The sequence below is a fragment of the Pseudoalteromonas gelatinilytica genome (assembly GCF_001641615.1).
GTDB classification, from domain to species: Bacteria; Pseudomonadota; Gammaproteobacteria; order Enterobacterales; family Alteromonadaceae; genus Pseudoalteromonas; species Pseudoalteromonas gelatinilytica.
In genome coordinates, this window is the sequence record NZ_LRRU01000017.1 from 128,718 (window position 1) to 152,622 (window position 23,905).

23 protein-coding genes, 4 tRNA genes and 1 riboswitch are annotated in these 23,905 nt (G+C 43.2%); of the genes, 6 read left to right on the plus strand and 21 right to left on the minus strand.

The genetic code is table 11. The annotated features are described in order from the left end of the window. Positions 1 to 39: 39 nt before the first annotated feature. From NH153_RS08270 to orn, 5 genes are all read right to left on the minus strand, one after another. Positions 40 to 115 (minus strand) — tRNA-Gly (locus tag NH153_RS08270). A 102-nt stretch (positions 116 to 217) separates the two neighbouring features. Then, positions 218 to 293: transfer RNA gene (locus NH153_RS08275), tRNA-Gly, on the minus strand. Positions 294 to 385: 92 nt separating this feature from the next. Further along, a tRNA-Gly gene (locus tag NH153_RS08280) sits at positions 386 to 461 on the minus strand. A 93-nt stretch (positions 462 to 554) separates the two neighbouring features. Next, positions 555 to 630: transfer RNA gene (locus NH153_RS08285), tRNA-Gly, on the minus strand. Positions 631 to 901: 271 nt separating this feature from the next. Then, on the minus strand, positions 902 to 1,447 hold the full coding sequence (gene orn, locus NH153_RS08290; protein WP_063702754.1) for an oligoribonuclease: 546 nt from the start codon (positions 1,445 to 1,447) through the stop codon (positions 902 to 904). Between the two features lie 122 nt (positions 1,448 to 1,569). Here orn and rsgA point away from each other — a divergent pair, with 122 nt between their 5' ends. Both rsgA and asd read left to right on the plus strand, forming a co-directional pair. Further along, positions 1,570 to 2,628 carry a small ribosomal subunit biogenesis GTPase RsgA gene (gene rsgA, locus NH153_RS08295; protein ID WP_063702756.1) on the plus strand — a complete coding sequence of 353 codons (1,059 nt, stop codon included), beginning with the start codon at positions 1,570 to 1,572 and terminating at the stop codon, positions 2,626 to 2,628. Between the two features lie 18 nt (positions 2,629 to 2,646). After that, positions 2,647 to 3,513, plus strand: a complete 867-nt coding sequence (asd, locus tag NH153_RS08300) for an archaetidylserine decarboxylase (RefSeq protein WP_171038291.1) — start codon at positions 2,647 to 2,649, stop codon at positions 3,511 to 3,513. Between the two features lie 64 nt (positions 3,514 to 3,577). On the opposite strand, the gene NH153_RS08305 is transcribed toward asd, so the two are convergent. The 8 genes from NH153_RS08305 to NH153_RS08340 all read right to left on the minus strand — a co-directional run bounded on the left by NH153_RS08305 (position 3,578) and on the right by NH153_RS08340 (position 11,120). Beyond that, a complete protein-coding gene (locus NH153_RS08305; RefSeq protein WP_063702758.1) occupies positions 3,578 to 4,333 on the minus strand; it encodes a HesA/MoeB/ThiF family protein in 756 nt (251 codons plus the stop codon). A 1-nt stretch (position 4,334) separates the two neighbouring features. Then, on the minus strand, positions 4,335 to 5,858 hold the full coding sequence (thiE, locus tag NH153_RS08310) for a thiamine phosphate synthase (protein WP_063702760.1): 1,524 nt from the start codon (positions 5,856 to 5,858) through the stop codon (positions 4,335 to 4,337). A gap of 15 nt (positions 5,859 to 5,873) precedes the next feature. Further along, complete coding sequence (locus NH153_RS08315; protein ID WP_063702762.1) at positions 5,874 to 6,656, minus strand: thiazole synthase; 783 nt, start codon at positions 6,654 to 6,656, stop codon at positions 5,874 to 5,876. A 1-nt stretch (position 6,657) separates the two neighbouring features. Further along, positions 6,658 to 6,855, minus strand: coding sequence for a sulfur carrier protein ThiS (thiS, locus tag NH153_RS08320; RefSeq protein ID WP_054554133.1), 198 nt, complete (start codon positions 6,853 to 6,855; stop codon positions 6,658 to 6,660). An 8-nt stretch (positions 6,856 to 6,863) separates the two neighbouring features. Then, positions 6,864 to 7,868, minus strand: a complete 1,005-nt coding sequence (locus NH153_RS08325) for an FAD-dependent oxidoreductase (protein WP_063702764.1) — start codon at positions 7,866 to 7,868, stop codon at positions 6,864 to 6,866. 72 nt (positions 7,869 to 7,940) lie between these two features. Then, the gene (gene thiC, locus NH153_RS08330) at positions 7,941 to 9,893 is read right to left on the minus strand and encodes a phosphomethylpyrimidine synthase ThiC (RefSeq protein ID WP_054561127.1); all 1,953 of its coding nucleotides are present in this window, start codon (positions 9,891 to 9,893) and stop codon (positions 7,941 to 7,943) included. A gap of 145 nt (positions 9,894 to 10,038) precedes the next feature. Next, positions 10,039 to 10,140, minus strand: a riboswitch (TPP riboswitch). 64 nt (positions 10,141 to 10,204) lie between these two features. Next, positions 10,205 to 10,564: an META domain-containing protein gene (locus tag NH153_RS08335; protein WP_338052257.1), complete on the minus strand. Its 360-nt coding sequence runs from the start codon at positions 10,562 to 10,564 to the stop codon at positions 10,205 to 10,207. 166 nt (positions 10,565 to 10,730) lie between these two features. Next, complete coding sequence (locus NH153_RS08340) at positions 10,731 to 11,120, minus strand: acyl-CoA thioesterase (protein ID WP_054561129.1); 390 nt, start codon at positions 11,118 to 11,120, stop codon at positions 10,731 to 10,733. 123 nt (positions 11,121 to 11,243) lie between these two features. On the opposite strand from NH153_RS08340, the gene NH153_RS08345 reads away from it, so the two are divergent. Next, complete coding sequence (locus tag NH153_RS08345; RefSeq protein WP_063702769.1) at positions 11,244 to 13,343, plus strand: TonB-dependent receptor; 2,100 nt, start codon at positions 11,244 to 11,246, stop codon at positions 13,341 to 13,343. A 74-nt stretch (positions 13,344 to 13,417) separates the two neighbouring features. Here the strand turns inward: NH153_RS08345 and epmA are convergent, their stop codons facing one another. Both epmA and efp read right to left on the minus strand, forming a co-directional pair. After that, the gene (gene epmA, locus NH153_RS08350) at positions 13,418 to 14,392 is read right to left on the minus strand and encodes an elongation factor P--(R)-beta-lysine ligase (RefSeq protein ID WP_063702770.1); all 975 of its coding nucleotides are present in this window, start codon (positions 14,390 to 14,392) and stop codon (positions 13,418 to 13,420) included. 226 nt (positions 14,393 to 14,618) lie between these two features. After that, positions 14,619 to 15,185, minus strand: a complete 567-nt coding sequence (gene efp, locus NH153_RS08355) for an elongation factor P (protein WP_063702772.1) — start codon at positions 15,183 to 15,185, stop codon at positions 14,619 to 14,621. A gap of 41 nt (positions 15,186 to 15,226) precedes the next feature. Here efp and epmB point away from each other — a divergent pair, with 41 nt between their 5' ends. Next, on the plus strand, positions 15,227 to 16,240 hold the full coding sequence (epmB, locus tag NH153_RS08360; protein ID WP_063702774.1) for an EF-P beta-lysylation protein EpmB: 1,014 nt from the start codon (positions 15,227 to 15,229) through the stop codon (positions 16,238 to 16,240). 268 nt (positions 16,241 to 16,508) lie between these two features. On the opposite strand, the gene NH153_RS08365 is transcribed toward epmB, so the two are convergent. Further along, positions 16,509 to 16,721, minus strand: coding sequence for a hypothetical protein (locus NH153_RS08365; protein ID WP_054554124.1), 213 nt, complete (start codon positions 16,719 to 16,721; stop codon positions 16,509 to 16,511). A gap of 72 nt (positions 16,722 to 16,793) precedes the next feature. Between NH153_RS08365 and NH153_RS08370 the strand changes: the two genes are divergently transcribed. Next, entirely contained in the window at positions 16,794 to 17,084 is a 291-nt protein-coding gene (locus NH153_RS08370; protein ID WP_054561134.1) for a hypothetical protein, read from the plus strand. 178 nt (positions 17,085 to 17,262) lie between these two features. Here NH153_RS08370 and NH153_RS08375 read toward each other — a convergent pair whose 3' ends face one another. After that, the gene (locus NH153_RS08375; protein ID WP_063702775.1) at positions 17,263 to 17,766 is read right to left on the minus strand and encodes a DUF3016 domain-containing protein; all 504 of its coding nucleotides are present in this window, start codon (positions 17,764 to 17,766) and stop codon (positions 17,263 to 17,265) included. 230 nt (positions 17,767 to 17,996) lie between these two features. Between NH153_RS08375 and galE the strand changes: the two genes are divergently transcribed. After that, positions 17,997 to 19,010 (plus strand): UDP-glucose 4-epimerase GalE, encoded by a 1,014-nt coding sequence (galE, locus tag NH153_RS08380; protein ID WP_063702777.1) that lies wholly within the window; start codon positions 17,997 to 17,999, stop codon positions 19,008 to 19,010. Between the two features lie 458 nt (positions 19,011 to 19,468). On the opposite strand, the gene NH153_RS08385 is transcribed toward galE, so the two are convergent. The 4 genes from NH153_RS08385 to NH153_RS08400 form a co-directional block, all read right to left on the minus strand. Beyond that, the gene (locus NH153_RS08385) at positions 19,469 to 21,919 is read right to left on the minus strand and encodes a carbohydrate-binding domain-containing protein (protein WP_063702779.1); all 2,451 of its coding nucleotides are present in this window, start codon (positions 21,917 to 21,919) and stop codon (positions 19,469 to 19,471) included. Between the two features lie 151 nt (positions 21,920 to 22,070). After that, a complete protein-coding gene (locus NH153_RS08390) occupies positions 22,071 to 22,640 on the minus strand; it encodes a hypothetical protein (RefSeq protein ID WP_063702781.1) in 570 nt (189 codons plus the stop codon). Between the two features lie 5 nt (positions 22,641 to 22,645). Beyond that, entirely contained in the window at positions 22,646 to 23,149 is a 504-nt protein-coding gene (locus tag NH153_RS08395) for an RNA polymerase sigma factor (protein ID WP_063702783.1), read from the minus strand. Positions 23,150 to 23,170: 21 nt separating this feature from the next. Further along, positions 23,171 to 23,878 (minus strand): hypothetical protein, encoded by a 708-nt coding sequence (locus NH153_RS08400; protein ID WP_063702784.1) that lies wholly within the window; start codon positions 23,876 to 23,878, stop codon positions 23,171 to 23,173. Between the last annotated feature and the right edge of the window lie 27 nt (positions 23,879 to 23,905).

A 23,905-nucleotide genomic window follows, 5' to 3' on the forward strand; every position in this document is an offset into this window, starting at 1 on the left:
AAATTATTTAAGAAAGTGTTTTTGGGATTTTTTAGAGATTGGAGCGGCACACGAGGCTCGAACTCGTGACCTCAACCTTGGCAAGGTTGCGCTCTACCAACTGAGCTAGTGCCGCATCAAATAGTTTCTAGTTACAAGATTCAAGTTACAAGTTTGAATAGCTTGGTGCTTTCAACTCTCCCCTTGAAACTTAAGCCAATTTCTTTTGGTGAGAAATTGGAGCGGCACACGAGGCTCGAACTCGTGACCTCAACCTTGGCAAGGTTGCGCTCTACCAACTGAGCTAGTGCCGCATAAATAAGTTGTAAGCTGCAAGTTTCTAGTTTCAAGCTAATGCTTTCAACTTTTCCCTTGAAACTTAAGCCAATTTCTTTTGGTGAGAAATTGGAGCGGCACACGAGGCTCGAACTCGTGACCTCAACCTTGGCAAGGTTGCGCTCTACCAACTGAGCTAGTGCCGCATAAATAAGTTGTAAGCTGCAAGTTTCTAGTTTCAAGCTAATGCTTTCAACTTTCCCCTTGAAACTTATATCAATTTCTTTTGGTGAAGAAATTGGAGCGGCACACGAGGCTCGAACTCGTGACCTCAACCTTGGCAAGGTTGCGCTCTACCAACTGAGCTAGTGCCGCATTCAAAAGTAGTCAGTAATTTGTCCGTTGTCGCACAACCTGAAGGTTGCGGTGAAACGTTCTGGCAACTGAGCTAGTGCCGCTTTAAAGTAGTCAGTAATTTGTCCGTTGGCGCACAACCTTGAAGGTTGCGGTAAAACGTTCTGGCAACTGAGCTAGTGCCGCAAATTTAAACTATAAAAGTTTAGCTAAAGACACACTAACCCCGCGGGGGTTAACGTCTTAAGCGGGGCAGGATTCTACAATAATCCGATGTGTTTGCAAATGTTTTTTACAAATTAAAGAATTTTTCTTGGTAAACCTTTAATTCCATGATCGAATCTTTGATATCGTCGAGGGCTAGATGTGAACCTTTTTTGTTCACTTGTGCTAACACGTCAGGTTTCCAGCGACGCGCAAGTTCTTTAACTGTGCTTACATCAAGGTTACGGTAGTGGAAGTAGTTTTCCAATTCAGGCATGTACTTATTCATAAAGCGGCGGTCTTGGCCGATAGAATTACCACACATAGGCGATGTACCCGCTGGCACCCATTGCTTTAAAAATGCCAATGTTTGATCAATAGCATCTTGTTCAGTGAAAGTACTTGCTTTACAGCGAGCTGTTAAACCAGATTGACCGTGCTGAGTTGTACACCACTCGTCCATGCCATCAAGCAGTTCATCACTTTGATGAATAGCAATAACAGGGCCTTCAGCCAAGATGTTTAAATCACTGTCGGTGACAACAGTGGCAATTTCGAGTATTTTATCTGTTGCTGGTTCGAGGCCAGTCATTTCCAGGTCGAGCCAGATAAGATTTGATTTATGAAAAGACATAGTTACCTTAGCGGTGCTTTCCTTTAGATCCAACGCATTTAGATATATCATATTAGTATCATCAGTCGACCTAAAGCTTTTTTTTCAAAAAGCCCGACATTTACTCAAGTTATAGGCCAAAAGTGGCAAAACAAAAGAAATTAAGTAAAGGCCAATCGCGTCGAATTAAGGCCAATCATCAAAAACGCCTCTCTAATGCAGACAAAAAGCAAGAGAAAGGGGCAACTGTGCAATGGCAAAATGACAATTTAGGCCCTGCCGAGAATGCGGTTGTGATCAGCCGATTTGGCCAACATGCCGATATCGAAACCGAATCAGGCGAAGTTCTGCGCTGTAATATACGCAGAACCGTATCGAGCCTTGTGTGTGGTGATGAAGTTATTTTTCGCCGTGCAAAAGTTAGCGAAGGCGACTTAGCTGGCGTTATTGAAGCAACCCATGAACGTCGCTCACAATTAACGCGCCCTGATTTTTATGACGGGGTAAAAGTCGTCGCTGCCAATATCGACCAAATTTTAATGGTTTCTGCGGTATTGCCTGAGTTTACACCAAACATTATCGACCGCTATTTAGTTGCCTGTGAAGACATGGGTATTGAGCCTATTTTAGTGCTTAACAAAATAGATTTAATTGACGATGAAGGCCTTGCTTTTATTGATGAAATTCTCGATATCTATCGTGAGCTAGGTTATCAAGTACTGTTAGTCAGTAATAAAACCGGTCAAGGCATTGATGAGCTTAAACAAAAACTGGTTGGTAAAAACAGCATTTTTGTTGGTCAAAGTGGTGTGGGTAAATCAACCTTAGTAAACACTGTACTGCCAGATGCAGACATCCTAACCCAAGAAGTCTCTGAGAATAGCGGTCTTGGTCAACACACAACAACCGTATCGCGATTACACCATTTACCAAGTGGTGGTAACCTAATCGACTCACCGGGAATTCGTGAGTTTGGCTTATGGCATTTAGAGGTTGAGCGCGTTACTTGGTGCTTTAAAGAGTTCCGTGATTTTATTGGTGGCTGTCGTTTTCGCGATTGTAAGCATTTAAACGATCCTGGCTGTATAATTCGCCAAGCTGTTGATGATGGTGAAATTTCAGAACTTCGCTTTGACAGTTACCACCGAATTTTAGAAACTATGGCCGACGGCCGTGCTGGTGCACGCGCTCCTCGCGTATAACTATTTAGGAAATAACAAGTGAGTTTAGATAAATTCAAAATTGCTATGCAATATGCCATGCCAAAACATTTCATTTCGCGCATGGTTGGCAAGTTAGCAGCAGCAAAAGCGGGTGGCTTAACAACGGCCTTAATTAAATTGTTTATCAAACAATACAAAATTGATATGAGTGAGGCTAAATACCCAGATCCAGCTCATTACAAAACTTTTAATGAGTTTTTCACTCGCCCATTAAAAGAAGGTATTCGTCCACTTGCTGAAGAAAGCGACATTATTGCTCACCCAGTTGATGGTGCAATTAGCCAATTAGGCGATGTAGTCGACGGTCAAATCATCCAAGCAAAAGGCCATGACTACAGCTTACAAGCACTCCTTGGTGGCAAAGAAGAAGACACTGCACCGTTTTTAGGCGGTAAGTTTGCAACGATTTATTTAGCGCCTAAAGATTATCACCGTATTCACATGCCTGTTGATGGCACGCTGAGCAAAATGATCTACGTACCGGGTGATTTATTTTCGGTAAACCCGTTAACAGCGCAAAATGTACCTAACCTATTTGCTCGTAACGAACGTGTTGTAGCTATCTTTGAAACTGAAATTGGCCCGCTAGCCATGGTACTTGTTGGTGCAACAATTGTTGCTAGCATCGAGACTATTTGGGCAGGCACAGTAACGCCACCAGCAGGTAAAGATGTATTTAGTTGGAATTACCCAACTGAAGGTGACAATGCGATTACTCTGAAGAAGGGTGAAGAAATGGGTCGCTTTAAATTAGGCTCTACCGTTATTTTAGCCTGGGGCGCAAATCAAGCTGAATTCTTATCAGATCAACACCCAGAAACAGTGACGCGAATGGGCACACCATTTGCGAAAATTAACGACTAATAAGTTCAATTAAGCAAACCACTTGAGCAATAGTGGTTTGCTTAAAATTCATTATAAACCGCGCCTACACCCCACGATTACACTCTGAACATTCACTATCTTTTTGAATATTAAATCGCTGCTGCTGTAGTGTTAGCCCGTCAAATTGAATAAACTCGCTGCCCGTTTTATGGCCAAGCAATATATTGATAGCCAATAAACTTTGCATGCTCCCCATAACACCCAGTAACGGGCTCAATACCCCAGCATTATCACAATTAAGCGCTGTCTGCTCCTCCGTTTGCGGGAATATACAGCCATAGCAAGGGCTTTGTTCATCACGAAAATCAAAACTCATCACCTGCCCCTGCGTTGCAATAGCGGCAGCTGATACAAGTGGGATAGATTTAGCTAAACAATAGCGATTAACCAAATAGCGGGTAGCAAAGTTATCACTGCAATCGAGGATGATGTCAGCACCTTCAAGTAGCTCAGCACAGTTACTTTCATCAAGCTTTTGGCATAGAGGCTTAACCGTAATTTGATTATTTAAACTGCCTAACACCTTGGCAGCCGCCTGTGTTTTTGCCTGCCCCATGTGGTTTACTTTATAGAGTATTTGTCGCTGTAGATTTGAAAGCTCAACTTTATCGTCGTCAATCAAAGTGAGCGTCCCGATTCCTGCAGCCGCTAAATAAAACAATGCCGGTGAGCCAAGCCCACCCGCTCCGACAACCACAATATGTGCAGTTTTTAACTTTTGCTGCCCTGCATGCCCCACCTCTTTGAGTAGCAAGTGGCGGCTATAACGAATTTGCTCTTTGTCGCTTAACGCGCTCATATTATGACTGACCTTCGACCAGCTGTTTTAACTTGACAATGGCTGCTTGGTAGTTTTCGGCTTCAGTAATCGCACGTACTACTGCAACACTGCCAACACCCGTGCTCGCAACTTGCTCAGCACGAGATAAGTCAATTCCACCAATCGCGACCGTTGGATAATCGGCCATCAACGGCACAAATTTTTCGAGCTTTTCTAAGCCCTGAATTTGCCCAGTCATGTCTTTAGTGGTGGTTGGATAAATAGCACCAAACGCCATATAACTTGGTCTGTAATTATGTGCACGCAGCATCTCATAAAAGCCATGAGTCGATACACCTAAGCGTAACCCCGCCTCTTTTATGGCAATTAAATTAGCGGTTTGTAAGTCTTCTTGTCCTAAATGCACACCATAAGCACCGTGCTTAATCGCCAACTGCCAATAATCATTGATATACACCTGCGCATCGTACTTCTGCCCCAGCATAACCGCACTTGCAATCGACTCATCAAGTGCTGCATCGTCTGCATTTTTCATTCTTAATTGAACTGTTTTAACCCCTTCGGCTAAACACTTCTCTAACCAATCAACCGTATCTACAACGGCATACAGCCCAAGCTGTTTAGAGTCGCACTCGGCAAAGCCTGCTGCCATGGTAAAATCAACCGGGCAATCAAAGTCGAGCTCATCACCGAGCCAACTTCCCGCCTCGATGACTTGTGGGTAATCTGCTAGATTTGTTGGAAAGCAAGTGTGTGCAACAGGTCCAATCCCTTCACCATATCGAATGGCTGCTTTTAAACCTTGGTTTATATAGGCTTTCGCTAAAATAAAGGCATCTTTGAGTGGATACTGTTTGGCTAAACACGCAGCAATCACAGAGGCCATACTGCATCCAGTACCATGACAATGCGGAGTTTGAATTTTTTCGTTACCAAGCCAATATTCCTGCTCACCTTGCACGCAGTAATCAATGCAATAGCCACTTGGGTAATCCCAATGACCTCCTTTGATGATCACCGCTTTTGCACCATAGCCTGTTAACTTCTCGGCGGCTTCTTTCACTGCGCTTGGGCCAATCAAATAAACACCGGTTAATAGCTGCGTTTCGTGGGTGTTCGGTGTTACTACATCGACTAATGGTAATAAGCACTCTTTAATGGCACTAACGGTATCTTCTTCTGTTAATAAATCACCACTTGAGGCAATGGCAACCGGATCATAAACAACCAAAGGCGGCTCTGCCCAAGTTGCTTTGTAATGTTTTAAATGCTCACTAATAAGCTGTATTTGCTGCACATTGGCAAGCATGCCAATTTTAATCACACTGGCAGGCATATCACTGGCTAAGGCTAATAGTTGCGACTCAATCACCTCTGTTGAAATCGGGTTCAGCGCTTCTACACCTAAACTATTTTGTGCCGTTAAAGCAGTAATAACCGTACAGCCATGTACATTAAAACTTTGCATTGCCTTGATGTCGGCTTGAATTCCTGCACCGCCGCCCGAATCTGAGCCAGCTATGGTCCATACAACCTGATTCATGTTATTCCTCACATTTTATTCTTGATGCCAAAATGGCATTCCGAGCGTCGGCGTTGACGGGCTTGCGACGTCTTTTTCTGGCATCGCTTTAGCCACATAGCTATATCGCCCCGCCTCTACAGCACTCTTAAACGCTTTACTCATCGTCACTGGGCAACCTGCACCCGCAATTGCCGAATTTAATAATACGGCATCATACCCTAATTCAAGCGCTTGGCAGGCATGAGATGGTAAACCTAAGCCCGCATCAACAATTAACGTATGGTTTGGCAAGCGCTCACGGATCATTTTTAAGTTGTAAGGATTCAGCAAGCCTTTACCCGTACCAATCGGTGCGCCCCAAGGCATTAGTACTTCGCAGCCTAAATCAGCGAGGTGCTGACACAGCACTAAATCATCTGTGCAATAAGGTAAAACTTTAAAGCCATCGGCCAATAAAATTTTAGTGGCTTCGAGCAGTGCGAATGGATCTGGCTGTAAATTATATTCATCACCAATCAACTCTAACTTGATCCAATCAGTGGCAAACACTTCGCGACACATTTGTGCCAACGTCACCGCTTCTTTCACGCTATGACAACCCGCCGTATTTGGCAGCACCTTTAGCCCGGTGTTTTTTATCAATTGCCAAAAATCATCACCCGCAGAAGCGCTTTGCTGACGTCTCAATGAAACAGTGACAATTTCAGCCTGTGAGGCCACTATCGACTGAGTCATAACACTTGGCGAAGGGTACAGTGCTGAGCCAATCAGTAAACGACTCGTAAATTGCTCACCATAAACCGAAAAACTATCCATCTTAGCCTCCTTGAATTGGCGACAATAGCTCAATGCTGTCGCCTTCGTTGAGGGGTTTAGCATCGCATTGGCTGCGAGGTACAAAGTCACCATTAACGGCAACGGCAAATGGAGGTCTTGCACCAAACTGGCTCAACGCCTGAGTGAGCGATGTATTGTCGTTCACTGTAACTGACTGACCATTAATTAAAATATTCATTTTTATCCTTAAGCAATTAAGCTCACTGCATCATCAACCACCTGAGGCGCAAGTAGATAGCCATGACGATACAAGCCATTAATACTGATCACTCGACCTTGTTTTGTGACTTTCGGGCGGTTGTCTGCAAACGCTGGACGAAGCCCCGATTTCAAGCTCTCGATACGCCCTTCAGCAAAGCCGCTATGCACCGTATAAGCAGCAGACAATAACTCCAGCGCCGAGCGCACGGTGACTTTACCGCGGTCTTGCGATTCGATTTCAGTCGCACCAATCACAAATTGATGGTTTGGCTTAGGAGCAATATAAATTGGATAACGCGGATGCATCAGTCGTATCGGTCTGGTTAGGTTCACCTCTGGTGCATATAAACGCGCCACCTCCCCTCTTACTCCACGCAGTAAGGGTTCAGCCTGTTTTGCACCTAAACCGCGACAATCAAATACATAATCAAAGCTTTGGCCATTCACTTGATGAGCGTTCAATTCAACTTTACAGCCAAAGTTAAATTGCACTCCTTGCAAGGTAAGCTTTTTAAAACTAGCGCTATAAAATGCTTGGTTATCGAGTTGCCCTTCACAAGGTAAATACACACCTTGGTGGAACCGCCCAGCTAGTTCTGGCTCAAGGTCTGCGATTTGAGTGCCAACCAATGCCTGTGCCTGATAGCTTTCAAGCGGTTTTAAGCGGCTCACAAAACTTTGTAAATCGCCTTTATCTTGCTGATGAGCAACCACTAAACTGCCTGTTTGTTGAAAATACACAGCGTCATCGAGCTCACTTAAAATTTGCTGCCAACGAATGATGCTATTAAGTCCTTGTAAGGCTAAATCCTGTTCACACAGGACTGACTCAGCAAGGGGTGCCAGCATCGCTGCAGCAACGCTGCCAGCACTGTTACTAGCATGTTCATCATCTTGCTCAAACACACTTAGCTGATGCTCTTTAGCAAGTGTTAATGCAGTTAAACGGCCAGTTAAACCAAAGCCCAATATCGCTATCTTTAATGACATAAACTTTCTAGGCCTAAGCTCTAGGCCCTAGGTAAAAACCCAGAGCCTATCGCTGATGCCTAGCTCCATCAATTAAACTGCTTTGTGGTAAATCTCAGAGCCTGTTTTTTTGAACTCGTCTGATTTCGCTTTCATTTCGGCTTCAACATCGACCATTTTGATTTCGATAGCATCACCTACGTTATTTGGATCGATACCTCTTGCTTCAAGATCTTTGGCGTAATCACGAACTTCTTGAGTGATCTTCATCGAGCAGAACTTAGGGCCACACATAGAGCAGAAATGTGCAATCTTGCCTGATTCTTGTGGCAGTGTTTCATCGTGATATTCGCGGGCGCGTTCTGGGTCTAAACCTAGGTTAAATTGGTCGTGCCAACGGAACTCAAAGCGTGCTTTTGATAATGCGTTGTCACGCTCTTGCGCACCCGGGTGGCCTTTTGCCAAATCGGCAGCATGGGCAGCAATTTTGTAAGTGATTAAACCTTCTTTAACGTCTTCTTTGTTTGGTAAGCCTAAATGCTCTTTAGGGGTTACATAACAAAGCATAGCGCAGCCGTACCAAGCAATTTGCGCAGCGCCAATACCTGATGTGAAATGATCGTACCCCGGTGCAATATCCGTGGTTAATGGACCAAGAGTATAAAACGGTGCTTCTTCACAGTGTTTTAGCTGCTCTTCCATGTTCTCTTTGATCATATGCATTGGCACATGGCCTGGGCCTTCGATGAACACTTGCACATCATGCTTCCAAGCAAGTTTTGTCAGCTCACCTAAAGTACGTAATTCGCTGAACTGGGCTTCGTCATTAGCATCGGCAATAGAGCCCGGACGCAGGCCATCACCTAATGAAAAACACACATCATACTGTTTTAAAATTTCACAGATTTCTTCAAAGTGCGTATATAAGAAGTTTTCTTTATGGTGCGCTAAACACCATTTCGCCATGATTGAGCCACCACGGGAAACAATACCGGTAACACGCTTTGCGGTCATCGGTACATAACGCAGCAATACCCCAGCGTGAATGGTAAAGTAATCAACACCCTGTTCTGCTTGTTCAATCAAGGTATCGCGGAAAATCTCCCACGTTAGGTCTTCAGCTACACCGTTTACTTTTTCAAGCGCTTGATAGATTGGTACGGTACCAATTGGTACTGGTGAGTTACGTACCACCCATTCACGGGTTTCGTGAATATAGCGACCCGTTGATAAGTCCATTACCGTGTCGGCGCCCCAACGAGTCGACCACACCATTTTTTCGACTTCTTCTTCAATTGATGAAGTCACAGACGAATTACCAATATTCGCGTTCACTTTAACTAAAAAGTTTCGGCCAATGATCATCGGCTCGGTTTCTGGATGGTTAATATTGTTAGGAAGCACAGCGCGGCCACGGGCAATTTCATCACGCACAAATTCAGGGGTAATAAAATCAGGAATGCTAGCGCCAAACGATTCGCCTTTATGCTGGGCTGCAAGTAACTCTTCACGAATTTTAGCGCGTCCCATGTTTTCACGAATTGCGACATATTCCATTTCAGGCGTCACAATGCCTTGTCGCGCATAATGCATTTGGGTCACGTTTTTACCCGCTTTTGCACGGCGGATCTTTGGTAAATGTTCAAAGCGGATATGATCTAACCCTTCATCTGCCATTCGCTGTTGAGAAAATTGTGAAGTCACCGAGTCTAAAATTTCAGTATCGCCGCGGCTTTCAATCCACTTTTCGCGGTATTTCTCAAGACCCTTGCGCACATCAAGTTGAAAATCTGGGTCAGTGTATGGGCCCGAGGTATCGTAAACACGAATTGGCGCGTTAGGCTCAAATACTGGGTTTTCTTCTGTACCACCGATGAAGGTATCGCTGAGGGTGATTTCACGCATCCCTACTCGTACATTGTCTTGTGTACCTTCTACATAAACTTTATGAGAATTAGGAAACGGTTGCCCCGTTAAGTTATAAATATAATCTGATGCAGCCGCACGGACTTCGCGGCGAGATGGTTTAGTTGTTGTGTTTGACATGACTTACCTCATTGCTTTAAGGGTTGTCTTGTCAGATATTGCAAATGCAATAGAGAGTGGCAAACGCCATTGGATCGTCAATAAGCTAAGTGCTTACTAGTGCAGCCTGTACCGCTTATGCCCCAAAAATTTGGCGCACAAGCGCCCAGTGAGGCAGCTTGTTCCCTACGCAGGTGTTAGCCTGATCAGGTTCACGGATCCCGCTTTCGCGATCTCAGCCTTGTTAAAGGCACTCCGACAAGTATAAATTCGTTTCTTTTAAAACGCCCTGAGTGTACGTCAGTTAAAAATTTGCTGCAAGCTCAGCTACTTTAGTTTTTTGCAATGAAGGTAAAGTGGTGCTCACCTTGTAGGGTAAGTTGCTCAGCAGTTAAAGTAATGGCCGCACCTTCTTTTAGCGTTGACAGTAATTGCTGCTCAAGCGCATCAACTTGCTCACCACAAGATTTACGCGTCATACCTAACTTATTTACTGTTAGCGTATCTTCGCTGAGCGTACCTTCACCAAAAAATTTATTACAGCCAGCAAAGCCGTTAACCTGCATCGCTTCGATAAAACGCAGCGAGGCTGTTTGGGATACAGGAATGGCTAAACCATTCACTTTTGATAATTGCCACTGTGTATATTTTAATTGCTCACTAGTGACTGTCCCTGTCGATGAGCAGCCCATGCAAAATAATACTAAAAGGAGGGGCAAGGCTACTAACTTCATATTTTTTTACGATTCAAATTTCAATGTGGTAATAATAACAACATTTAACGCAATTGATCGTTAAAAAAACATGTTTTATCTGTAAAAAATTGTTCTAAGTTAGCTTATCAAGGAACAATGCAGACTATTTGAATAAGTTATCGACTTCTTCTGGTAAAAAAGGACGACCTTTTTCGTTAACTGAGGTGCCAATGACCAAAGCTTGCAGCATCACTTTATCGTCATGTTTGCGATACACTGTTTGCCTAAAAGCAAACTTTAAACGGCTGATACGCTCAGGCTCAACGGCAACGTAAAACTCATCGCCCGGCACAAGTGATGCCTTGTAATCCATTTCGCTACGCAGCACGACAAGGTTTACTTTTTCTCTTGCTAGCTTTGCAAAGTCGATACCTTGAGCATGTAAAAACTCATGGCGAGCATGCTCTAGGTAATTAAAATAAACACTGTTATTAACAATGCCTTGTAAATCACACTCATAATCACGCACTTTAAAGTCTACTTTAAAGGTCATAGTCGTATTCCTAATCAATTTACGTATAATTGCCTGCGTTTATACCATAAAAATTGATTTTATAGCCATTTGGCTAGCTAGGTTGCTAGAATAGCAGTCCCGAAAATGGAGTTAAGAATCCGCATGAAACGACGTTTATCATTATTATCTGCTGCTATCCTGCCTTTATTCGCAGCATCTTCGATTGCTTACGCTGAAGACGGCGAGCTGGAAACGATTGAAGTTACCGGTGATTTCAAAAGAGAAAGCATTCAAACCCTTAGTGCCAGCGCAAGCTTATTTTCAGACCATGAAATCAATCAACGTGGTGCAAAATTTTTAGATGAGATGCTTGCTAGTGCAGCGAATGTTAACTTTACCTCAGGGGCATCTCGTGGTCGTTTCGTGCAAATTCGTGGTGTTGGTTTACGCTCACAGTTTGTTGACCCTATTAATCCTTCTGTTGGTTTAGTGATCGACGGTATTAACTACTCTGGTTTAGGCGGCAGTTCACTGTTATTTGATATTGACCAAGTTGAAATTTATCGCGGCCCACAAGGTACTCGCTTTGGCGCTGATGCCTTAGCAGGCATGATTCAAATGGAATCTGCTGCACCGGCCCTTGACCCAAGTGTGAAAATACAATTAGGTGCGGGCAACTACAACAGCTACGAAGCTGGTGTTGCCGCAGGTACGGGTATTACTGACGACACAGCAGTACGCGCTAGCATTTATCAACGTGAATCTGATGGTTATGTAGAAAACCGTTATTTAGGCGAAGATACCCAACAACAAGATGAGCTCGTTTCTCGCTTTAAATTACACAGTCAATTAACCGAGCATCTGCGTACTGAACTGAATGTACATTACATCGATATTAATAACGGCTATGACGCCTTCACATTAGATAACAGCCGTTACAGTGTTGCTGATGAACCAGGTCAAGACAACCAAGAAAGCATTGCGGTTGGCCTAGCAAATATTTATACCGGTTTTGACTTATTTGATGTCAGCTTAAACCTTTCTGGTATCGACAGCGAGCTGTTATACAGCTACGACGAAGACTGGGTGTGTAATGATGAAGCCCAACCTGAATTATGTGCCGCTGGCTTACATGATTGGGGCTATAGCTCAACAGATGCTTACTTTCGCGATCGTCAAGATCAGGCTGCAGAGCTGCAATTTAGCGGTAAATCAGGTGAGTGGGTCGCAGGCATTTATTATCAAGGCCGCGAAGTTGATTTAGAGCGCCAATACACTTGGCTTGCACAGCCATTTACCTCAAATTATGAAACCAGCAATATTGCAGCGTATGGCCAACTAGCAACAGCTATTGGTCCAAAAACAACCTTAATTACGGGTCTGCGTGTTGAGCAGTATCAAGGCGACTACATCGACAATAACGGTTTTATTGAAGAAACGGATGATGTCATGGTGGGCGGTAAGCTTGCACTTGAATACCAAGTGATAGATCGCACTATGATCTACACCAGCATTACTCGTGGCTATAAGGCTGGCGGTATTAACTCTGAAGCTTTAGCAAAAGCTAAAGATGAGGGCTTAAATCTAGATGCTGATTTCTTCGCTAATCACACATCATTTGCCCCTGAATACCTTTGGAGCGGTGAGTTTGGTGTAAAAGGCAGCTCTTTGGATGATAAGTTTGTGTTACGTCTTGCCGCTTTCTACATGTACCGCGAAGATATGCAGCTAAAATCGTGGCAAGTTGAAGGCCAAAAATTCACAGGTTATATCGATAACGCCAGCTCTGGCGAAAACTATGGTTTAGAAGTTGAAGGCAGCTTCCAAGCTACTGACAATTTACTACTAACGGGTAGTGCAGGTTATCTACATACAGAAATCAATGACTTTGTTGCGCAATCAGGCCTAGATCAAGATGGTCGAGATCAAGCACAAGCTCCTAAATACCAATATGCATTCACTGCGCGTTATAACTTTACGCCAGCACTTTACGCATCAGTTGGTATAGAAGGCAAAGACGATTACTACTTCTCTGATAGCCATAACTCACAAGCACCAAGCACTAATTTAGTGAATGCTTCATTTGGTTATGAAAGTGATAATTGGAGCATTAATGCATGGGCACGTAACTTATTTGACGAAGACGTACCAACTCGTGGTTTTGAGTTTGGTAACGACCCATTAGACGGTTACACCACTCATACATACACACAACTTGGCGAACCTATGGTTGCCGGTGTGACATTTATTTACGAGCTATAAGCAATTGGGTGCTAGGTTTTCACCTAGCACCCAAACACCTAGAGCCTAGAGCCTAGAGCCTAGAGCCAAATCAGTTAAGCCCTTTCAACATCAAAGGCAAGTACGTCTTTAATCTTTTGCTTATTCGTTGCCAGCATAATGAGTCGATCAATACCCAGTGCGACACCCGCACATTGTGGTAAACCATGTTCTAGTGCAGCTATTAAGCGCTCATCCATTGGCACTTGCTTTAATCCATTCGCTTCACGATATTGATTATCTTCACTAAAACGAGCTGCTTGCTCTTTACCATTGGTCAGTTCATTAAAGCCGTTTGCCAGTTCCATATTTTTAAAATATAACTCAAAGCGTCCTGCTACTCGCTCATCATGTTGGCAAATTTGGGCAAGAGCGGCTTGTGATGCAGGAAAATGATAAACAAAACAAGGCTTTTCTTGGCCAATCGTTGGTTCAACCTTCATACAAAATAATAGCTGCAACAAGGTATCGCGGTGCGTTTCATTCGCGGCAATATCGGCAAAGCCCTGCTCCGCTGCTAGTTGTTGTAATGTACCCACATCAGCAGTTAAAGGATCTACACCTAAGGCGTTAATGAAGGCTTGCTGATAAGTTAGTCGCTCTGCGCTATCTACGCCAAGCACTAATTGCATAAGCTCATCCATTTCATCCATAAGCGCAAACTCATCAAAGCCTGGGCGGTACCACTCAAGCATTGTAAATTCAGGATTATGATGACTACCCGCTTCTTCATTACGAAAGGCTTTGCACAGCTGGAAAATAGCCCCAGAGCCCGCTGCAAGTAAACGCTTCATGGCAAACTCAGGTGACGTTTGCAAATACAGTGGCAAGCCACCAGCATGACCTGGGCCAACAAACTCGGTACTAAAAGTCGCTAAATGCACATCGGTTACACTGGCAGCACTAAGACTCGGCGTTTCAACCTCCATTACATCCCGTGCATAAAAGAATTCGCGAATACGACGAATGATGGCGGCACGCTCTCGTAAAGTTTCAATATCGGCGCTTGGTTGCCAAAGGACATTAGACATAAAGTGTTTCCCAAAAAAAATCCCAGCAGAAGCTGGGATTTTACAATAATTTCATACCAACTCGCTTAATTAAGTGGTCTATTTTGAGGCAATAAAACCTTGTTGATAGCAAGGCAAAAATCTCTTATTTAGTTGTTCTAAATCAGAAGTTTTTAACGCAGCTAGCGACTGGTTTAATCCCTCAAAATGATTAAGTATTATTGCGAATTGCTATTATATAAGCCTATTACTTAACACGGCTCACGTATTCACCGCTACGTGTATCAACTTTGATCACTTCGCCGATTTGTACGAAAAGAGGAACACGAACAACAGCACCAGTGCTTAATGTTGCTGGTTTACCACCCGTACCCGCTGTATCACCTTTTAGACCTGGATCTGTTTCAGTGATTTCTAGTTCAACGAAGTTTGGTGGAGTAACTGCGATTGGGTTACCGTTCCAAAGCGTGATTGTACATACGTCATTTTCAACTAACCATTTTGCATTGTCGCCAAGTGCTTTTTCGTCAGCAGCGATTTGCTCAAATGTTTCGTTGTTCATGAAATGCCAGAACTCACCGTCAGTGTAAAGATACGCTAAATCTGTATCCATTACGTCTGCACCTTCAACGCTATCGCCTGATTTAAACGTTTTCTCAAGAACTTTGCCTGAAATTAGTTTACGAATACGAACACGGTTAAACGCTTGGCCTTTACCAGGTTTTACCATTTCATTTTCTAAGATGCTGCAAGGTTCGCCGTCTAACATAATTTTTAGGCCGCCCTTGAACTCATTGGTGCTATAATTCGCCATCGTTTCCTCTGTCTAAATAATTTCGAGTAATCTACGTGTCAATGATACAAAGAAATGAAGTAAATTTGCATAAAAACTGGCAAAAAGAATTGGCAAATGTTGTCACTTGTCCTGAACGCTTGCTAGAAATGCTAGGATTATCAAGCAAAGTAGACGAAAAAGACCTCAAAGCACGCAGTCTTTTTCCTGTCCGCGTGCCACTGCCTTTTATCAAAAAAATGCGTTATGGCGACATAAACGACCCTCTTTTGCTGCAAGTGATGCCAAGACACCAAGAGTTTTTAGCAAAAACAGGTTACGACAAAGATCCTCTAAAAGAGCAAGATAACAACCAACCTGGTTTGTTACACAAGTATCGCTCTCGGGTTTTAGTGATGTTTAAAACCGGCTGTGCTGTAAATTGCCGTTATTGTTTTAGACGCCATTTTCCTTATCAAGAAAACCAATTAAACAAACGCAGCTTGATTGACGCACTGGCTTACATTAAAGCCGACAGCAACATCAACGAAGTCATTTTAAGTGGTGGCGATCCATTGATGGCCAAAGACGATGCTGTTAGTTGGTTTATGGATGAGTTAGAGCAGCTACCGCAAATTAAACGCATGCGTATTCACAGCCGCTTACCTGTGGTGATCCCTGCAAGAATTACCGATGAGCTATGTGCACGCTTTGCTGCATCACCGTTAAAAGTAGTGTTTATAAACCATATCAATCACGCTAACGAAATTGATGATGACTTTAAAATGGCCATGCAAAAGTTAAAAGCTGCAGGGGTTACGTTATTAAATCAGGCGGTGTTACTAAAAGATGTGAATGATTCTGTCGAGTCGCAAGTTGCACTTAGTGAGGCTCTGTTTGAGGCAGATATACTTCCTTACTACTTACATCTACTCGATAAAGTTGAGGGTGCTAGCCATTTTGACATAGCTGAGAGTCAGGCACGGGAAATCGTAACGGCTATGCTGGCAGCATTGCCGGGGTTCTTAGTTCCTAAGCTGGTGCGCGAGATCGGCGGCGAAAAAAGTAAAACGCCTATCGATCTAAGGGCGTGTTGACCTTTGTTGATTGAAATTTGTTCACTCTAGGGGCGATTTAATCGCGGCGCGAGATTTGTAACCTAGTGGGCTAAGTAAAAACCGAGCAACAAAGAGTTAATCGCCCCTAGGAAGAACCCGAAGGGCAGCGCGTGTTTGGCATTGATGCTGCGTTATCGCCTATTTATGTGGAACAACCACACTACATAGGCCCTGCCTTGCCTAAATACCAAACACACTGCTGCAAAATTAATCATAAAGGGTCAACACGCCCTATCTAGTTTAACAACTAAACGTATACGTTTACGTTGTTACCTAGTGTCGCAGTTACCGACTTAGCAGGTGTTTGTGCAGCACTGGTATTCATTGCTGCGCCTTCGATAAGTGCAAGTGCCGCAGCACCATCAGCCTTTTGCTGTTTTTTAGCAAGCGATGCGCTGTAAACTTCTGCGCTTTCGCCACCGCCACTCATCGCTGGTAAGCTTGATCCTGATATATTCATAGTTCATTACCTGACTTTTTATGACAATCCACGTACTATATCGGCATTGCAGTCTAAAGCTTTAGGAAAAAAATGGATTCAATTATTGAACAACTCAATGCTAACCTAAAAATCGTTTATCGTCAGGCACTTGATGCTGATAAAAAATTAGATGATTTACAGCAGCAAGGCCATGGCAAATTCACAGCCTTATTTGCAAAAGATGCTGGCTTTGATTTTGAAGCAAAACGCTTTAAACCTTACGTTCTTGATGTTGCTGCTGATGTAGAAAGCTTAAGCAACGACGGTATGGACGAAGAAAAACTGAAAAAAACCGTTATTAAACTGCAGCAGTTACTACAACTGTTAGCGACGTTTAAGTAACGTAGAAGCCTCTATTTATTATAAATAGAGGCTATCGCGCGAAATAAATTTCACGCCTACATGTGGGAGCAGCCTTATCCAAGCATTGTTTTCGGCGTTAAAACGCCTCCCACGTTGCAGGTCTTTTACAAGACCCACAAACATCACAGTTCAACTTTAAACTGACGGCTGACAGCTATCATTCACCCAGATTTAACGACGGCAGTAGCTCGTCTTCAAACCAATCAGTGATTAGGCGCTTGTCGTAGTAATAGGCTTCATCGCGACCCATTTTCATGCGATCCATGAAGCCCATGTCCTTAAGCTTTACATCATTAGCTTCGCTTATCACTTTACCGTCTTTATCGGTAATCGAATAATTTAGGTCGATACGTGGGAAATAAATTGGTTTGATGATGCGCAATTCATTCATCGTACCAAAACGCACATCACCCGCTAGATCAAGCTCCGTCACTTCAACATTGAAGGTGTAGCCTTCAGGTAGTTTTTCAGCAAGCTTGTTAAAGTGTTTTTCAAAATTCTTCGCCACATTTTTATGAAATGAACCTTTCGGTGAGTTGTTGCCAGGTTCAACATCGCGGTAATCGTTAAAGTCATGCCATTTAACTTTTGCCTCTCCTGCGTGAGCAAAAGCAGGTAGTGCAATGATCATTGCTAAGGCAATTTTTTTTACTGTATTCATCTGTTTCTCCACTTAACAGGTATAGCTAATGATTAAATTTTAGCTGCTGACAATTAACTATAGCTTAATATCTAAACACTTAGGTGTAACCAATATGGTGCAAAATGTAATCAAAAACAAGCGATTCATATTTTTGCTTTATTGCTATAAGTCACAATTTATTCATGTAATTTAGGCCGAAATGTGATGAAATAAGGCTAATTCAACCAGGTATAGTTCATGGATATTATATGACCATTTTAGTCACCGGCGGAGCCGGATACATCGGTTCTCACACCGTATTAGAGTTAATACAACAAGGTACTGACGTTGTTGTACTCGATAACTTAAGCAATTCATCAAATGAGTCATTGGCTCGCGTAAAACAAATCACGGGTAAAGACGTCACGTTTTATCAAGGTGACATTTTAGATAGGGCCTGCTTAGACAAAATCTTCAGTGAACACACAATTGATAGTGTTATTCACTTCGCTGGTTTAAAAGCGGTTGGTGAATCGGTTGTAAAACCTATCGAGTATTATCAAAACAACGTACAAGGTACATTGACTCTGGTTGATGCTATGCGTGATGCTGGCGTGTTTAAGTTAGTATTTAGCTCATCAGCAACCGTATACGGTGACCCTGCAAGCCTGCCAATTCGTGAAGACTTCCCAGTTGGCGGTACAACTAACCCGTATGGCACATCAAAGCTTATGGTTGAAATGATGCTGCAAGATATCGCAAAATCAGATGAACGCTTTGCCTTTGTTATCTTACGTTACTTTAACCCTGTCGGCGCTCATGAATCTGGCCTTATCGGTGAAGACCCTAACGGTATTCCTAACAACTTATTACCTTATATTTCGCAAGTCGCTGTGGGTAAGCTAGAAAAGCTAGGTGTATTTGGGGATGACTACGATACTGTAGATGGTACAGGTGTTCGTGACTATATCCATGTCGTCGATTTAGCATTAGGTCACTTAAAAGCACTTAACCGAATTGCAAGTGATACAGGTGCGCACGTATTTAACCTTGGCACAGGTAATGGTTACTCAGTACTACAAATGGTTACCGCTTTTGAGAAAGCCAGCGGTCAAGCTGTACCATACCAAATTTCGCCGCGCCGAGCGGGCGATATTGCAGCTTGCTACGCAGCTCCAGAAAAAGCGCTGAACGAGCTTGGTTGGCAAGCAGAGCGTGGTATCGATGAGATGATGCAAGATACATGGCGCTGGCAAAGCAATAACCCGAACGGTTACAAATAGTCAAAATCATTATAAGGCCGATGTTCACACATCGGCTTTTTAATTTAATGAAGCTTTCTTAAGCTGCGCAATACCCCAGAAAAGTATCCCTGCCCCCGTGCACGATAAGAAAAAGAACAACCCTAAGCCGACAGGCGATCCCCAAAACAAAATACTGTATAAAACTTCCATCTCTATATCCTTTATTATTATTCGAATAGTAAGTTATATAAGTTTTAGGAACAGCTCGTCAAGTTATACCAATCCGCTTAATTAAGTAGTCTATTTTGAGGCAATAAAACCTAGTTGATAACAAGGCAAAAATTTCGTTATTTAGTTGTTCTAAATGATTAAGTATTATTGCGGGTTGGTATTAAAGCGATTCCTTTTATAAAAGCGCTTAGCCAAGGTATGGCGGATTAATATTTCATGCCAGTAAAAATTAAGCCTGCACTATATGCAGGCTTAATTATAAATCACTAACCGCCGGGGCCACCTCGACCACCGCCACCACCTGGGCCAGTTTGCCCTCCTAACTGAGTAACAACATCAGTAAGAGTAAATGACTCTGACAAACTTGCTCCGTCTAATGAGAACTCCCCTGAAGTATACAAACCATTAAAGCTTTCGCCGTCACTCACACTGCCGCCAGCATAAATATCGTAGCTTGCAGACAAGCTCAATTTAGCACTTGAATAGAGTATGGTCGCAACTTGTTTAGGCACTAAAAAAGTAAGCGCTTCGTCTTGTGATTCTGAGCGAATATGTAAAATGCTATCTTTGGCTACCCCATCGAGCACGATGCTATTTTGCGTGCTTTCGGTTGAGCTTGGTAAACTTGTGGTTCCACCGAGCCCAAGAATTGTGCCCCCTGTGAACTTAATCGTGTTGCTATCTGCATCGATCCCTGCTTCTGGTGCACTGCTACCAATCGCTATCAGAACACCACCGGTGATAGTAATTTCGCCATTTGAGTCAACCGAGTCATTTGAACTGCTATACGCGTAGATCTGACCGCCATTAATATAAATCATATCGCCTGCATTTATAGCATCGTCATACGCGTTGATCTCAAATTGCCCATCGTTAATGGTTATTTCACTTTTCGCTTCAATTCCTTCACCTTCTGAGGTTGTTATCGTAAAAGTGCCGCCATTAATCGTTACATTAGGAGTGATTGACTCATCCGGCTCGTCTTCTTCGCTAATATCATAAGATGCAGCAATACCATCATCTAGCACGTCAATATTAAAGACTCCATCATTGATAATAATGTAGCCCTCAGATGCATCAATACCGTCGCTTTGTGCTGCAAGCGTAAAACTACCGCCATCCGCAATAAAATAATCATTGGTATGAATGGCATCTTTTACTGCGTCAGTCACAATAATAGTGCCATCACGTACACGGATATAATCATCACTGACAATCCCGTGCTTGTAATTAGCCGTCACGGTTAACTCACCTGAGCCACTAAAAATCAGTTGCCCTTCACTAAAAAAGGTCGCTTTAGCGTCTTCATCGTCAGGAATATCTGAATACGTTGTACCGTCGATAAGAGAGCTCTCACCTTCTAAAATGACGAACACCGTTTTTTTAGACTGAATATTAATGGCAGGGCCATCACTATTTACAAGCTCAAGATATGATAAACCCAGTTTAAATTTATTATCACTATAGATCTTTAATGAGCCCTCAGTGCTCGAGCCCGCGACGTCATACGCAACTCCCGAGATGGTTGCCACAACAGTCACATCAGCACCATCAACACTAATCTCAACACCATTGTCTTCAAACGGATTTGTTACCGACACGCTGGTATCGGCATAACTAATGATAACAGTGCCATCAAAGCTAGCATTTTCAACGAGGTCGTCTTCATCTTCACCTGTGTTGTCAGTATCTCCTTCTGCGGCTCCTGACGGGTTGTAGTCTAAAATGGTAATGGTATCTGCAGATGATGTACTCGTGGTCGCTGTAATAACTACCGTATCAGCAGTACTATTTTGCGAGCCATCATTAACGATTAATTGAATGGTATAAACACCGTCTAAATCAGTTGTGAATGAGGGGGATACCGTTGTTGCATTCGTTAATTCAGCTTCACTGTCTGTCGGAGTTGATAACAATGACCATTGATAAGTAAGTGTATCGCCGTCTTCATCGCTACTTGATGAACCATCTAAGGTCACCTCAGCTCCAGTTTCAACGCTTTGACTGTCGCCCGCTTCCGCTATGGGCGCGGTATTAGTTGCAGCTGTCGATGAGGCAGTAATTGTCACTGTATCTGCACTGCTCGACTCTGCCCCATCATTCACTATTAACTGTACTTCATAGTCGCCATCGCTATCTGCAGTAAAAGTAGCAGAGACACTCGTTGCATTTGAGAGGGTTGCTTCGCTGCCTGATGGCATACTTACAAAAGACCATTGATAAGTTAATGTGTCATCATCGTCATCACTACTCGACGCGCCATTTAAAGTGACGAGCGTGCCCGTTTCAACAGTTTGATCAGTACCAGCATCGGCTTCAGGTGCTGTATTTTCAACGCTAGTGGTACTTGCCGTGATAGTAACCGTATCTGCACTACTTGTGTCTTCACCATCGCTTACAACAAGCTGTACTTGGTAGCTCCCCACTACATCTGTAGTAAAAGTAGCAGATGCGCTGGTTGCATTTGCAAGACTGGCGGAGCTGTCCGAAGGTACGCTAACAAAAGACCATTGATAGGTTAACGTGTCACCATCTTCATCACTACTTGATGAGCCATCTAACGTAACCAATGTGCCCGCTTCGACACTTTGATCGACCCCTGCAATCGCAATAGGCGCCGAATTCACCGTTTCTTGATTGTCTGAGCCACTGTCACCACAGGCAACTAAGCTCAGCATAATGATCGATAAAAGCAAACATTTCACAACATGTGTCATAAATACTCCCTATATCTCAGTATTGACATAGGTGTATTTTTAGCCAGTTACAGGGCGCTCTACTATAGGTCGGGAGGCATCTTTATTGTATAAGCACAATACTTCCACACTATAAACACAATTTGGCCACCTCAAGTAGCAACGCCGCTCATCAGCGCATCGCTTGAATACTCTCAAGCGCTACAGCTAGCTGTGCTTTTAGTTTTTTATAGCGTACATAAACAGCCAGCATGATAATACCATTTATACCCAGCTGGATGAGCCATAGGCTGTATGTTTTAAACATAACTATATTAAACAAGGCAACGACAAGCAAAGCGCACCAAAGCACAACGCAGCCAATAAAACTCACATGCCAGTAATGAACTTGGTGCTTCAGCTGGTTTTCTTTAAAATTAAGCATTGCATTAACGTCTAGTGTTTCTGCCTGCCAAAGCTTTCGTCTTAAGCGGTATGACCAAATCCCAAAGCCTAAAGGAATAGGCACTAATAGCGCAAACATAATGGTTTCATAGGTATTTTTTGCCTCAAACAACATGGCGTAAATACAAAATACGGTTACCACAACACCTAAAAATGAGTCGATTATCCCTTTTAGTTTTAACTTAGCTCGCGACTTTTGCGTTTGTGCTATTAACGCTGCACTATCCACTTTCGGCGTTGCTTGCACAAATGCCTGCTGCCACTTAGCTAATTGATCATCTGCTTCGAATTTATCCACTTTATTTACTCCATTAGGCTCGCAAGTTGTTGCCTTGCTCTACTTGAACGTTTAGCAACCGCGTCCTCAGACAGCCCCAGCGTTTGAGCTATCTCACTTTGATTAAACCCTTCAAGCTGCAAAGCAAGCACCTGCCTATATTTCAGCGTTAATTTACGAAGGGCAGCCATTAAATCTAAACTGTCGTCTGGTGATTTATGCGCACTTAAGGCTTGGGTGTAATCAATACTTTCAGAGCTTGCCACCTCTTTGCGGTTTTGCTCTTTTATCACATGATCAACCGCTTTATTGTGAGCTATTCGGGCAATATAGGTTTTTATACTGGCATCGCCCCGAAAGGCAACATCGGGTGATGAGTCATTACTTTCAAAAGCGCGCCAAACAGCCAACGACATCTCTTGAACTAGCTCATCTTGTAGCGCTTGATTGATCTCGTAGGTTGCAGCAACACGCGCCAACAGCGGCGCGTATTCATTCAGCAATGTGTTTATTTGAACATCAGTTTTCACTGTACTTCCATGTTTTTATTATTATTTAAACAAACGAGTATAGGCACAAAAGTAGGTACATGCTAACACCGGCCCTACCAACAACATAGGTAAAAGATTATAAGGGGCAGCAAAGGTAACAAGCATATTAATCAAACAAAGCATGCTTAATGGTTTAATCACCTTTAGTGCCGTTGTAATGCTCTCTTTAACAGCTGCACTAAGCGAAGCATTGTTTAAAAGTAATAGAGGAACCACAAACATAAGCAACATATTTACAGGAACAATTGATACAAACATGACCCCAACGCGCCAGCGTTCAACATCAACAAACTGACCAGACAATAATGCCGATAACTGCTCACTACCAATCAAAGTACTCCCTACTGCAAATTGCACCAGCGCCAGTAAAATACCAACAACCGACCACACGGCAACTCGCCCCCACTTCGCCCATGTTGCATTATGCTTAAATGAAAAACCTTGCTGATTATTCAGGTTAAACAACAAAGGCCACACCGTTGCCATTAACATAGGCGCTAACCATTTAGATACGGTTAAACCTGTAGGTGCAGGCAATAGCTGCACTAAACCAGGCAAAATGGCGAACAGCGTCATAAGTAAAAAAAGTTTAAACGGTGCTTTTTTAAATAACCCCCACCCTTCTTTTAACCAAAGAGCCGCATCACTAAATGGTGCATTCGTTGAATCAAGTTTTAGCGTATTCACAGTTGATGTTGTAGTCGTCATGAGTTTGTCCTTTTCGTAAAAAATAGA